Origin of the sequence: Pseudomonas sp. SK (assembly GCF_012975065.1) — a bacterium.
GTDB lineage: Bacteria > Pseudomonadota > Gammaproteobacteria > Pseudomonadales > Pseudomonadaceae > Aquipseudomonas > Aquipseudomonas anuradhapurensis.
The window spans coordinates 2344698-2356457 of the sequence record NZ_CP051857.1; the positions used below are offsets into that span (position 1 = coordinate 2344698).

Genomic DNA, 11760 nt, shown 5'->3' on the forward strand with positions numbered 1-11760 from the left:
GAACTCCATCTCCCGGTGGCCAAGGAGTCTTATGAAGATCTTGTTGCTGAGGGCGGTCCTGTTCGTTGTGCTGTTTTTCTTTGCCTTTATCTGCCTGCTTGCCGCGCTTGATGCTCACAAGAAAGGGGAACAGGTCAAGACCTGGTGGAAGTTGAATGCGACTGTTGCTACTGTCTCCATCGCCGAAGAGTTGCGCAACAAGGGTATGACTTATTGCCCTTCGGTCAACGTGACCTTCGAGTTGAACGGGCAGCAGCACACGTCCCCGCTCGAAGTATCGAGTTCCCCCTGCGGGACTAGCCTGGAGTCGGTCGAAAGGTCAATTGCGACGTTCAGGCAAGGCAAGGTAATCGGCATTCTTGTCGACCCTGCAAAGCCGGACAGCGTCAAGCCAGGGACCTTCTCGCTGGATGGGGTCTTTTACTTCTGCATTATCATGGGGGCGCTCGCCGCTGTCGGCGCTGTCGCTGTACTGCGGTGGCGTCGCAGTAAACCGGTCAGGCGAACGCCTGAAAAACACCTTTCACCTGTAGCGATGAGCAAGAAGGAGATTCAGAAAAGCGTTCGCAAGTTACTCGATGCTGGCACGGCAAAGTCGCAAGTGTTCGCACAGCTTTCTGGCCAGGGCGTAAAAGACAGCCAATTAGCCTACTTCATCGCTTCGTATGCGGATCCAGTGCGTTGCGACGAACACGATCGTAAAGTCAATATTCTTATCACGATAATGCTCGTCCAGGCGTTGCTTGGCCTTATTGCAGGGCTGGAAGGGGGGGGCCAAATCGGGTCAACAGCCAAGTGGGTCGTGGCTGTATCCAGTCTCTTGATCCCCTTGCTTCTGGTATGGGGCTTCTACAACCACCGGGCCGGCGCCTATAACGCGTATATTCTCCTTGCACTGGCGCAGCTTCCGAAATCGCTTGCAGGGTTTGCATCCGACCCGGCAACCACCACTGGCGTGATGGCCATCAGTATCGCTCTGCTGGCTTTTGTCTGGTACGTCCGGGGCAAGATCTTCCCGGATTTCGCCTTCGTCGGGCCCAGGAAAGTCAACGGCAAGTATTTGTTCACTGGCTGACCCACCGCCGGCGCGCTGGTGATTAGCGCCACTGATCCGGCTGGTCACACACAGGCTGAACACCGAGGGCAAAGCCACTACCCCAACAAGGTAGGGCGCCTTTCGTGCCCTTGACATTCGGGAGTTCAGTATGAAAGCTATCGTCTATAACGGCCCGCGTGACGTCGCCGTCAAGGATGTGCCGGACGCAAGAATCGAAAAGCCCACTGACGTGCTGGTGCGCATCACCACCAGCAATATCTGCGGCTCCGACCTGCACATGTATGAGGGCCGTACCTCGTTCGAAGCCGGGCGTGTGTTCGGCCATGAGAACCTTGGCGAAGTGATCGAGGTGGGCGCCGGGGTCGACCGGGTCAAGGTCGGTGACCGTGTCTGCCTGCCGTTCAATATCGGCTGTGGGTTCTGCGAGAACTGCGAAAAAGGCCTGACCGGATTCTGCCTCACGGCCAACCCGGGGGCCGCCGGCGCTGCCTACGGCTTTGCCGACATGGGCCCCTATCAAGGTGGCCAGGCAGAGTTGTTACGTGTGCCTTACGCTGATTTCAACTGCCTGGTGCTGCCGGAGGACGCCCAGGAGCGCGAAGACGACTACGTCATGCTCGCGGATATCTTCCCCACTGGCTGGCACGCAACGGAGCTGGCCGGTCTGCAGCCGGGCGAAAGTATTGCGATCTATGGCGCCGGCCCAGTGGGGCTGATGGCGGCCTACTCGGCAATCATCAAGGGCGCCTCGCAGGTGTTCGTGGTAGACAACCAGCCAGATCGGCTGCAGCTTGCCGCGCGGCTTGGGGCAACACCGATCAACGCCGTCGAGCACAAGGCCGTGGAACAAATCATGAACCTGACCCACGGCAAAGGCACCGACCGGGGCTGCGAATGCGTGGGCTATCAGTGCTGCAACAGGCATGGCCATGAAGTGAATTACCTGACCATGAACAACCTGGTTGCCTCGACCAAGGCTACCGGTGGCATAGGCGTAGTGGGGGTGTTCGTGCCAGAAGACCCGGGGGCGAAGAACGACCTGGCAAAACAGGGCAAGATGGCCTTCGATTTCGGCGCGTTCTGGTTCAAGGGCCAGCACATCCGCACCGGCCAGGCGAACGTCAAGGCCTATAACCGGCGCCTTGCAGCGCTCATCCATCATGGGCGTGCCAAGCCTTCGCAGATCATCTCCCATCGCCTGACGCTTGCCGAAGGCCCCGATGCCTACAAGCATTTCGATGCGCGGGATGATGGCTGGACCAAGGTGGTGCTCAAGCCTGCTGCCTGATCCATCATGCCCTGCCTCCACGGACGGAAGCAGGGTCAGCGCTGCTGACTGCCTGCGTTCTGGAACAACGCCCGGATCACCTCCCTCATCCAGCGATTACCGCTGTCCTGCTGGTACCGTGCGTGCCAATGCTGCTTGACGGTGAAACCTTCTACCGCAAACGGGCAATCGTGTACCTGCAAACCATGCATGGTGGCCAGCGTCTGGCCGATGTGCCGTGGCAGCGTGGCCACCAGGTCGGTCGACCCGACAATCATGCCCAGGCCGAGAAAGCCCGGCAGCTCCAGCATGATCCTGCGTTCGATGCCGGCCCGCGCCAGGCCGGCCTCGAGCAACTTCTGCCCGGTCCCGGCACTGACCTGCACATGCCCTTCGGCCTGGTACTGGGCCACGCTGATGCCTTGGCCCAGGCGCGGGTGGTGCGGGTTGCTCAGGCAGACCCAGTCCTGTTCGAACAACACTTGCTGGTACATGCCCGCGCCGAGCCACGGTACGAAGCCGATGGCCAGGTCCGCTTCGCCCGATTCCAGGGCGCTTTCGGTATTGCCATCGATGCGTGCCGCCTCCAGGCGAATGCCTGGCGCATGGCTGCGCAGGTGGTTGAGGATACTGGGCAGCAAGGTGATGTGGCTGGCATCGCTGACGCACAGGCGAAAGCGCCGCTGCGCCGTGGCCGGATCGAATTGCGGTGCCCAGGTGGTCAGGCGCCGCAGCGATTCCAGCACTTCGCGGCAGGGCCCGATCAACTGGTCAGCTCGCGAGGTAGGGGCCATGCCGCCTGGGGTACGCACGAACAGCGGGTCGTTCAGTTCTTCGCGCAAGCGGCCCAGCCAGATACTCACGGTCGGTTGACTCTGGCCCAGTTGTTCTGCCGTGCGGGTCACGCTGCGGCACTGGTACAGCACATCGAACAGCTGCAGCAGCTTGGGATCGGGCAGGGTGTCGAGTGCGCTCATTATTGTAAAACTCAATATATGTATTGGAGGCATTGTATAGCGCAAATAAGGCCCGCTGCATAAGGTAGTCGCAAACCACAGGAGGTCTGCGACGTGAAAATCTGCATTCTGGGCGCCGGCGCGCTGGGTTGCGCCATCGGTGCAGCCTTGAGCGAGGCGGGGCATGAAACCTGGTTGTTGAACCGTGGCCGCGCACATGTCGAGGCCATGCAGCGGCACGGGCTGCAGGTGCAGGACGAGCGCGGCGTGCGCCAGGTACAGGTGAATGCGGCCTGCGCCGCCGAAGATGTCGGTGTGGCCGACCTGGTGGTGGTGTTGGTCAAGTCGTTCCACACCCGCGAGGCGATCGCAGGGGCAGCCGCGCTGATCGGGCCGCAGACGCTGGTGCTGTCGCTGCAGAACGGTCTCGGCCACGAAGACCTGCTGGCCGAGGCCGTAGGCCCGCAGCGGGTATTGGCAGGCAAGACCTACGTCGGCGGCGTGCTGCTGGGGCCGGGCGCGATCCGTGCCGGAGTGGCCGGCAAGCAGACGTTCATTGGTGAGCTTGATGGCAGGCGCACCCCACGGGTGCAGGCCATCGCCGAAGTATTCAACGGCGCCGGGCTCGCCACCACGGTCAGCGACAACATTCTCGGCACCATGTGGGACAAGCTGCTGGTCAACGTCGCCACTGGCGCGCTCAGCGGCATTACCCGGCTCAGCTATGGCCAGTTGTACAGCGAGCCGCTGCTGGAAAGCACCGCCAAGGCCGCGGTGGCCGAAGCCATCGCCGTCGCCGAACGCGCCGGTATCCGCCTGAGCCTTGCCGACCCGGACGCCGCGTGGCGGCTGGCCGCCGAAGGCCTGCCGGCGAGCTTTCGCACTTCGATGCTGCAGAGCCTGGAAAAGGGCTCGGTCAGCGAAATCGATTTCATCAACGGCTCCGTCGTGCGCTGGGGCCAGCGCCACGGCGTGGCTACGCCGGTCAACGCGACCCTGGTGGCCTGTATCAAGGGTATCGAGCGCGCCATGGCCGATCAGCACAAGGGGAGTCATTCATGAGCCAGCCGAAAGCCTACCTTGAACACGTTGCGTTCTGGGTGCGCGACATCCACTGGCACATCCGCTTTTTCAGCGAGGTGTGCGGCATGACCATGCGCGAGGTCCAGGGCGATGTCGAGCAGCCTGCGCAATACTGGACCCTCGGCGGCCTGCAGTTCATCCACCAGCCGGACTTCGCCGGCCCGGAAGGGCGCCTGGCGCACCTGGGCATCATGTGCGAGGACCTCGAGCCTGTGTTGGCGGCCGCCCAAGGTTTCGGTGTCAGTGAAATGCCCCAGGGCCGCAACTGGCTGCGCCTGCCCGACGGCCTGGCCGTCGAATTCATCCAGGCACGGCCGGCGCAGTGCGTTGCCCAGGCGCTGGCCATCGACCCGCGCGCGGAGGTGCAGGCATGAGCGTGGTGGAAAAATACTGGGACGATGCCCGCGAAGGCGATGAATGCATCAGCCCCAGCTACACCGTGACCCGCGAACGCATCCTGGCCTACGCCGACCTCACCGGTGACCACACCCCGGTACATGTCGACGAGGCGTATGCCAACGCAAGCCACTTCGGCTGCCTGGTTGCCCATGGCCTGTTTGGCTTGTCGATCGCCGACGGCCTGAAGACCCAGTGCGAGTACCGCTTCGTGCCGGGCATGTCGCTGGGCTGGACCTGGGACTTCGTGCTGCCGATCAAGGTCGACGATGTGCTGCACGTGCGCATGCGCGTGGGGGCGATGCGCCCGAGCAACAGCCGCCCGGGCTGGGGCATCGTGGTCTTGCCATCGGAACTGATCAACCAGCACGGCGAAGTCGTGCAACGGGGCGAGCACCGGCTGATGGTGCCGCGGAGGGCGCAGGCATGAGCCAGGCACTGCCATTGGCGGGTATCCGCGTCATCGACTACAGCCACTTCCTCGCCGGGCCCTACGTGGGCCGCTGCCTGGCCGCGCTGGGGGCCGAGGTGATCAAGGTCGAGCGGCCTGGCAGCGGCGATGCCGGCCGCCAGCACGCGTTCACCCTGGACGATCAGCAGAGCGGTTACTTCCTGCAACTGAACATGGGCAAGCAGGGCGTCAGCGTGAACATGAAGGACCCACGCGGCAAGGCGTTCATGCAGCGCCTGACCGACTCGGCCGATGTGTTCATCGAAAACTACCGCCCTGGTGCGCTGGACAAACTCGGCCTGGGCTATGCCGAGCTGGCGGCGCGCAACCCGCGCCTGGTGTACTGCTCGATCTCCGCCTACGGCCACACCGGGCCGGATGCCCACCGCGCCGGCTTCGGCCTGATCGCCGAGGCCAAGAGCGGGATCATGCAGATGGTCGGCGTGCCGGGCGAAGCGCCGCCGTTGCTGCGCATTTCCCTGGGCGACATGTACACCGGCATTCATGCCGTGGCGGCGATCAATGCGGCGCTGCTGGGCCGGGTCAACAGTGGCCGTGGCCAGCACATCGACATGGCCCTGTACGACACGCTGGTGTCGATGCATGAATACGCGGTGCAGTGCTACACGTTGTCCGACGGCAGCGTGCTGCCCGAACAGACTGGCCATGACATGCCGACCTCCACTCTGTACGGCGTGTTTCGCGCCGCCGATGGCGACCTGGTAATCGCCGCCCAGGTCGACGATGCCTGGAAGCGTTTTGCCGCGATGCTCGAAGCCAACGGTGGCCCGCCCGGGTTCGGCAGCGATAGCCGTTACCACAGCCTGAACGGACGCAACAGCCACCGCCAGGCGATCCTCGCCGTGGTCCGTGACTGGGTCGGTGCACGTCGCGTCGCGGATATCCTGCAGCTGCTCGATGCGGTCGACATCCCCAGCGCCAAGGTGCAGCGCATCGACGAGGTGGTGGCCGACCCGCAGATCCAGGCGCGTGGCATGCTGCTCGAGCAGCAGCACCCGCGCTACGGCACCTTGCGCCTGCCGAACCTGCCATTCCGCTTTTCCGACTGCGATACCACGATCCGCCAGGTGGCCCCGGACTTGGGCCAGCACAATGCCCAAGTAGCCGCCGGGCTAGGCTTCAGCCCTGAAGAAATCACCGCCATGCAGGCAGACGGTGTGCTGTTCACCCACGGAGATGCACCATGAACGACCGCTATGCAGTGATCGGCCGGCCGATCAACCACACCAAGTCGCCTTTGATCCATGGTCTGTTTGCCGAGGCCACCAGCCAGTCCCTGGCGTACGGCGCCATCGAGGGCGAGCTTGCGGGTTTCGAGGCTCAGGTGCTGCAGTTCCGCAGTGAGGGCGGCTTGGGCATGAATATCACTGCGCCGTTCAAGCTGCGTGCGTTCGAGCTGGCCGACCAGCGCAGCGAGCGCGCACAGCTGGCGCGGGCGGCCAATGCACTGAAGTTCGAAGGTGGCCGGATCTACGCCGAGAACTTCGATGGCATCGGCTTGTTGCGCGATATCGAAGAAAACCTGGGTGAGCCGTTGGCCAATCGCCGGGTGCTGCTGCTCGGCGCCGGTGGCGCGGTGCGCGGGGCGTTGCTGCCGTTCCTGCAGGCCGGGCCGCGCGAGCTGGTGCTGGCCAATCGCGACATGGCCAAGGCACTGACCTTGCGCAACGAACTGGATCACCCGCGCCTGCGCATAAGCCGCTACGAGGAGCTGCAGGGGCAGGCGTTCGACATCGTGGTAAACGCCACTTCCGCGAGCCTCACTGGTGAGCTGCCACCGCTACCGGACGATGTGCTGGGTGAGACACGGTTGGCGTACGAGCTGGCGTATGGCAAAGGCCTGACGCCGTTCCTGCGCATGGCCCAGGGGCAAGGTGTGGCGCGCCTGGCCGACGGTGTCGGCATGCTGGTGGAACAGGCAGCGGAGGCTTTTGCCTGGTGGCGCGGGGTACGCCCGGAAACCCGGGCGGTGATCGATCGCCTGACCATTCCCTTGGCATAGGCCCTGAGCGGGCATGCCGCGATCACCGGAAGGCCAGTGCTATCCACCGCGTCGCCCGCTTCGCGGATAAATCCGCTCCTACAGTTGACCCCGTACCTGTAGGAGCGGATTTATCCGCGATCACCGGCACAGCCGGTGCCATTCATCGCGTCGCCTGCTTCGCGGATAAATCCGCTCCTACGGTTGACCCCGTACCTGTAGGAGCGGATTTATCCGCGATCACCGGCACAGCCGGTGCCATTCATCGCGTCGCCTGCTTCGCGGATAAATCCGCTCCTACAGAGATACAGCGCCAGCCTGGGAATCAGCACCGTATCGATTCAGCCATAGGGCGGCGCGGGCAGCTCGGCCAACAGCCGTTTCAAGCCGTCGCTCCACTGCCTGCGGATCTGCTGGTAATAGGCATCGTCGCTGGTAATCCGTTGCCGTTCCGGCGCTTCCAGGCTGTCCTTGTGATACACCAGCAGGTCCAGCGGCATGCCCACCGAAAGGTTGCTGCGAATGGTCGAGTCGAACGAGATCAGGCCGCAGCGCAAGGCTTCATCGAGCGGCGTGTGGTAGCTCAGGTTGCGGTCCAGAATCGGCCGGCCGTACTTGCTTTCGCCCAGTTGCAGGAACGGCGTGTCCGCCGTGGCCTGGAAGAAATTGCCCTGTGCGTAGACGTTGTAGATGGCCATCGGATCGCCGGCAATCTGGCCACCGACGATGAACGAACTGCTCAGGTCGATGCCGGCCGACAACTTGCTGCGATCGCGGCTGACCACTTCGCGCAGGGTGTCGGCTACCAGTACCGTTGCATCGTACAGCGTGGCCACGTTCAGCAGGTGAGTGCCTGGCCCGCGGGTGCGCTGCCGCAGCAGGTTCACCACCGACTGCGAGGTTGCCAGGTTGCCGGCGGTCTGCAGGACGATCAGGCGTTCGCCCGGCACACCGAACACGAACAGCTTGGCAAAGCTGGCGATCTGGTCGATGCCTGCATTGGTACGTGAATCGCTGATAAAGACGAGCCCGTCCGCCAGGTGCATGGCGACACAGTAGGTCATGCTGTTTCCCTTGTGGTTTCCATGATGGGGCAGCGCCTGTCACTGGCGATGCACGTGAACGCGGGCCTGCAGCGATTCGGCACCGCCGCCACGGCGCACGCCCCTGACCGGGCAGGCATCGAGGTAGTCCAGGCCCACGGCCAGCTTCAGGTGACGCTCTGGCCGGGTCAGGCGGTTGGTGATGTCGAAGCTGTACCAGGCGCCGTCGACCCAGGCTTCGGCCCAGGCGTGGCTGGCCAGGTGCTGCTCGTCCTCGGTGCACAGGTAACCGGAGACGTAGCGTGCCGGTATCCCCAGGCTGCGTGCGCAGGCGAGGAAGGCGTGGGTGTGGTCCTGGCAGACCCCGGCAGCGCCGCTGAACGCTTCGATGGCGGTGGTACCCACCGACGTCGCGCCCGGGCTGTAGGGCATGTGCTCGGCCAGCCCTTGCATCAACCCGATCAGCGCCGCGCGGTCGCGGTGCTCGCCGCAGTGGCGGTTGGCGAAGGCCTTGAGCGCATCATCGGCCTGGGTCAGGTGGCTGCCGCGCAAGAACGGCAATGGCGACTGCTCGCCGGCCTCCTGCTCGCGTTCCGGGTCGATCTCCACCTGGCCGCTGGCGGTCAGGGCCAGGTGGCCGTGGGGTTTGTCCAGGGTCAATACGTGCAGGATGTTGCCATACGGGTCGATCTGGCCTTTGACTTCGCAGGGCAGGTCCAACTGCCAGGCGTCGATGCGCTGGCGCTCGCTGCTGCGCGGCGTCAGGCGCAGGAACTGAATGCTGTTGCACACGTCGCTGGCATAGCTGTAGGTGGTGTCGTGGCGAATGGACAGTTTCATACGACCTCCAGATAGGAGTGGTGGACCGCCTGGCCCAGTTGGTTGATGCGCCCGATGAAGTCGCTCAGCCACGGGTGCAAGCCCGCTTCGAGGATTTCGTCGATAGCGGTGTAGCGCAGGCGTGCATTCAGTTCGGCGGCCATGCGCTGGGCGGCGCGGCGGTTGCTGCCGGGCAGGCTGGCAAGGATCTGGTCCAGTTCCTCGATGCAGGCGTGCAGCGAGCGGGGCACGTCCACCCGCAGCAACAGCAGTTCGGACACCGGCCGGGCGCTGGGCGCGGCCCGGTACAACTCGTTGAAGGCTTCGTAGGAGGTCAGTGCGCGCAGCAAGGCGCTCCACTGGTAATAGCCGCGGGCCGAGTCGTCGCTGACCTCTTCGGAGGCCTCGCCAAACATTTCGTAGCGGGCATCGAGCAGGCGCAGGGTGTTGTCGGCCCGCTCCAGGAAGGTGCCCAGGCGGATGAAGCTGTAGGCATCGTTGCGCATGATGGTGCCTGAGGTTGCCCCGCGGAACAGGTGCGAGCGTTCCTTGACCCAGTCGCAGAACTGGCTGATGCCATAACGGCCAAGGCCATTGCCGGCAATGTTGCGCATCTCGATCCAGGTCGCGTTGATATTCTCCCACATGTCGGCGGTGATCCGGCCACGTACCGCGTGGGCGTTGGTCCTGGCCGCCTGCAGGCAGCAATAGATGCTGCTGGGGTTGGTCGCGTCGAGGGCGAAGAAGTGCAGCATGCGCTCGCTGTCGAGCTCGCCGTGGCGGCGGCGGTAGTCGTCCAGCGTACCCGACGCCAGCAGCGACATGGCCAGCTCGGCATGGCCATCACTGCGCCCGGCCTGGGGCATCAGTGATAGCGAATAACTGACCTCGAGCATGCGCGCCAGGTTTTCCGCGCGCTCCAGGTAGCGGGACATCCAGTACAGGTCGGAAGCGGTTCTCGAAAGCATGGTTCAGTCCTCCACCACCCAAGTGTCCTTGGTCCCGCCGCCCTGCGACGAGTTGACCACCAGCGAGCCTTCCTGCAACGCCACGCGGGTCAGGCCGCCTGGCACCAGACGGGTTTCACTGCCAGACAGCACGAACGGGCGCAGGTCGATATGGCGCGGCGCGATGCCGCTGTCGACGAAGGTCGGGCAGGTGGACAGGCACAGCGTGGGCTGGGCGATATAAGCGTGCGGGCGGGCCTTGATGCGGGCACGGAACGCCTCGATCTGGGCGCTGGTCGACGCCGGCCCGACCAGCATGCCGTAGCCACCGGAGCCCTGGGTTTCCTTGACCACCAGTTCGGGCAGGTGGGCCAGCACATGCGACAGGTCGGCCGGCCGGCGGCACTGCCAGGTGGGAACGTTGTTCAGTATCGGCTCTTCGCTCAGGTAGAAGCGGATCATGTCGGCGACGTAGGGGTAGATCGACTTGTCGTCTGCCACCCCGGTGCCGACCGCGTTGGCCAGCACCACGTTGCCGGCGCGATACACCGAGATCAGCCCCGGCACGCCCAGCATCGAGTCAGGGTTGAACGACAGTGGGTCGAGGTAATCGTCGTCCAGGCGACGGTAGATTACGTCGACCTGCTGCGGGCCGGCGGTGGTACGCATGTAGACATGCTCGTCGCGGATGAACAGGTCGGCGCCCTCGACCAGCTCGATGCCCATTTCCCGCGCCAGGAAGGCATGTTCGAAATAGGCGCTGTTGAAGCGGCCGGGGGTCAGCAGCACGGCGGTCGGGTTGTCCAAGGGGCTGGCGCTCTTGAGCGTGTCCAGCAGCAGGTTGGGGTAGTGGTCGATCGGGGCGATACGCTGGGCGGCGAACAGCTCGGGGAACAGCCGCATCATCATCTTGCGGTCTTCGAGCATGTAGCTGACCCCGCTGGGGGTGCGCAGGTTGTCTTCCAGCACGAAGTAGCTGCCATCGCCATCGCGGACCAGGTCGACGCCGGCGATATGGGCATACAGGCCACGGTGCAGCCCCAGGCCCTGCATGGCGATCTGGTAGCCCTCGTTGGCCAGCACTTGCTCTGGCGGGATGATACCGGCCTTGAGGATGCGCTGGTCGTGGTAGATATCCTCCAGGAACAGGTTCAGGGCCTGCACGCGCTGGATACAGCCGCGCTCGACCATGCGCCATTCGCTGGCGCGAATGCTGCGCGGGATGATGTCGAAGGGGATCAGGCGCTCGGTGTCCTGTTCGTCACCGTACAAGGTGAAGGTGATACCGGCGCGGTGGAACAGCAGGTCGGCTTCGCGTCGACGTTGCTCCAGCAACTCCTGCGGGGTGTTGGCCAACCAGCGGGCGAACTCCTGGTAATGCGGGCGGCAACTGCCGTTCGTTTCGTACATTTCATTGAAAAATGCCCGGGACATACCCACTCCTTGCCACCGTTGCCGGCAGCTTCATTGCGGTCATTTACAAATTTCTCGGTGCAGCCTTGCGGGGGTAGGTGGGTCCTGTGTCTGTGGTGAGCCTCTGGTTCGTTCGAGCAAGTGCGTCTTGCCTGCAACAAGCCTTTGCAATGAAGGTGCCGAAAGCCCGGCACAGCGCGGTGGCGCTGGTGAATAAGCGGCAACCCTTTGAATCAGGGCGATTTTCTGTGCTGGTTACAGTTGCGCAGCGCACGCCTGGGACCGGGCTATGTGCGGGGCTGCCGGCGGGCATGCATCAAAAAGGC

General features: G+C 63.9%; 12 protein-coding genes. 7 read left to right on the forward strand and 5 right to left on the reverse strand.

Features of this window, described 5'->3' with window-relative positions; all coding sequences use genetic code 11:
• Window positions 1-31: 31 nt before the first annotated feature.
• Both HG549_RS10810 and HG549_RS10815 read left to right on the forward strand, forming a co-directional pair.
• Window positions 32-1075 (forward strand): DUF3592 domain-containing protein, encoded by a 1044-nt coding sequence (locus HG549_RS10810; protein WP_170029486.1) that lies wholly within the window; start codon window positions 32-34, stop codon window positions 1073-1075.
• A 130-nt stretch (window positions 1076-1205) separates the two neighbouring features.
• Complete coding sequence (locus HG549_RS10815) at window positions 1206-2345, forward strand: glutathione-independent formaldehyde dehydrogenase (RefSeq protein WP_170029487.1); 1140 nt, start codon at window positions 1206-1208, stop codon at window positions 2343-2345.
• 35 nt (window positions 2346-2380) lie between these two features.
• On the opposite strand, the gene HG549_RS10820 is transcribed toward HG549_RS10815, so the two are convergent.
• Window positions 2381-3301 carry a LysR family transcriptional regulator gene (locus HG549_RS10820; protein ID WP_170029488.1) on the reverse strand — a complete coding sequence of 307 codons (921 nt, stop codon included), beginning with the start codon at window positions 3299-3301 and terminating at the stop codon, window positions 2381-2383.
• A gap of 93 nt (window positions 3302-3394) precedes the next feature.
• Between HG549_RS10820 and HG549_RS10825 the strand changes: the two genes are divergently transcribed.
• The 5 genes from HG549_RS10825 to aroE are packed head-to-tail and all read left to right on the forward strand — an operon-like array spanning window position 3395 to window position 7233.
• Entirely contained in the window at window positions 3395-4342 is a 948-nt protein-coding gene (locus HG549_RS10825) for a ketopantoate reductase family protein (RefSeq protein ID WP_170029489.1), read from the forward strand.
• Window positions 4339-4737 carry a VOC family protein gene (locus HG549_RS10830; RefSeq protein WP_170029490.1) on the forward strand — a complete coding sequence of 133 codons (399 nt, stop codon included), beginning with the start codon at window positions 4339-4341 and terminating at the stop codon, window positions 4735-4737. The genes HG549_RS10825 and HG549_RS10830 overlap by 4 nt, the downstream gene beginning before the upstream one ends.
• Window positions 4734-5189, forward strand: a complete 456-nt coding sequence (locus tag HG549_RS10835; RefSeq protein ID WP_170029491.1) for a MaoC family dehydratase — start codon at window positions 4734-4736, stop codon at window positions 5187-5189. The genes HG549_RS10830 and HG549_RS10835 overlap by 4 nt, the downstream gene beginning before the upstream one ends.
• Window positions 5186-6418 (forward strand): CaiB/BaiF CoA-transferase family protein, encoded by a 1233-nt coding sequence (locus HG549_RS10840; RefSeq protein ID WP_170029492.1) that lies wholly within the window; start codon window positions 5186-5188, stop codon window positions 6416-6418. The genes HG549_RS10835 and HG549_RS10840 overlap by 4 nt, the downstream gene beginning before the upstream one ends.
• On the forward strand, window positions 6415-7233 hold the full coding sequence (gene aroE / locus HG549_RS10845) for a shikimate dehydrogenase (protein ID WP_170029493.1): 819 nt from the start codon (window positions 6415-6417) through the stop codon (window positions 7231-7233). Before HG549_RS10840 ends, aroE begins: the two co-directional genes overlap by 4 nt.
• Before the next feature lie 320 nt (window positions 7234-7553).
• On the opposite strand, the gene HG549_RS10850 is transcribed toward aroE, so the two are convergent.
• The 4 genes from HG549_RS10850 to HG549_RS10865 are packed head-to-tail and all read right to left on the reverse strand — an operon-like array spanning window position 7554 to window position 11455.
• On the reverse strand, window positions 7554-8276 hold the full coding sequence (locus HG549_RS10850) for a proteasome-type protease (RefSeq protein WP_170029494.1): 723 nt from the start codon (window positions 8274-8276) through the stop codon (window positions 7554-7556).
• Window positions 8277-8315: 39 nt separating this feature from the next.
• Window positions 8316-9095 carry a transglutaminase family protein gene (locus HG549_RS10855; protein ID WP_170029495.1) on the reverse strand — a complete coding sequence of 260 codons (780 nt, stop codon included), beginning with the start codon at window positions 9093-9095 and terminating at the stop codon, window positions 8316-8318.
• Window positions 9092-10042: an alpha-E domain-containing protein gene (locus HG549_RS10860; protein ID WP_170029496.1), complete on the reverse strand. Its 951-nt coding sequence runs from the start codon at window positions 10040-10042 to the stop codon at window positions 9092-9094. The genes HG549_RS10855 and HG549_RS10860 overlap by 4 nt, the downstream gene beginning before the upstream one ends.
• A gap of 3 nt (window positions 10043-10045) precedes the next feature.
• Complete coding sequence (locus HG549_RS10865; protein ID WP_170029497.1) at window positions 10046-11455, reverse strand: circularly permuted type 2 ATP-grasp protein; 1410 nt, start codon at window positions 11453-11455, stop codon at window positions 10046-10048.
• Between the last annotated feature and the right edge of the window lie 305 nt (window positions 11456-11760).

Excerpts from the sequence above, each read along its gene's own strand:
- aroE (WP_170029493.1), top strand. The coding sequence starts at position 6,415 with ATGAACGACCGCTATGCAGTGATCGGCCGGCCGATCAACCACACCAAG.
- HG549_RS10835 (WP_170029491.1), top strand. The coding sequence starts at position 4,734 with ATGAGCGTGGTGGAAAAATACTGGGACGATGCCCGCGAAGGCGATGAA.
- HG549_RS10830 (WP_170029490.1), top strand. The coding sequence starts at position 4,339 with ATGAGCCAGCCGAAAGCCTACCTTGAACACGTTGCGTTCTGGGTGCGC.
- HG549_RS10820 (WP_170029488.1), bottom strand. The coding sequence starts at position 3,301 with ATGAGCGCACTCGACACCCTGCCCGATCCCAAGCTGCTGCAGCTGTTC.
- HG549_RS10855 (WP_170029495.1), bottom strand. The coding sequence starts at position 9,095 with ATGAAACTGTCCATTCGCCACGACACCACCTACAGCTATGCCAGCGAC.
- HG549_RS10840 (WP_170029492.1), top strand. The coding sequence starts at position 5,186 with ATGAGCCAGGCACTGCCATTGGCGGGTATCCGCGTCATCGACTACAGC.
- HG549_RS10850 (WP_170029494.1), bottom strand. The coding sequence starts at position 8,276 with ATGACCTACTGTGTCGCCATGCACCTGGCGGACGGGCTCGTCTTTATC.
- HG549_RS10815 (WP_170029487.1), top strand. The coding sequence starts at position 1,206 with ATGAAAGCTATCGTCTATAACGGCCCGCGTGACGTCGCCGTCAAGGAT.
- HG549_RS10810 (WP_170029486.1), top strand. The coding sequence starts at position 32 with ATGAAGATCTTGTTGCTGAGGGCGGTCCTGTTCGTTGTGCTGTTTTTC.
- HG549_RS10865 (WP_170029497.1), bottom strand. The coding sequence starts at position 11,455 with ATGTCCCGGGCATTTTTCAATGAAATGTACGAAACGAACGGCAGTTGC.
- HG549_RS10860 (WP_170029496.1), bottom strand. The coding sequence starts at position 10,042 with ATGCTTTCGAGAACCGCTTCCGACCTGTACTGGATGTCCCGCTACCTG.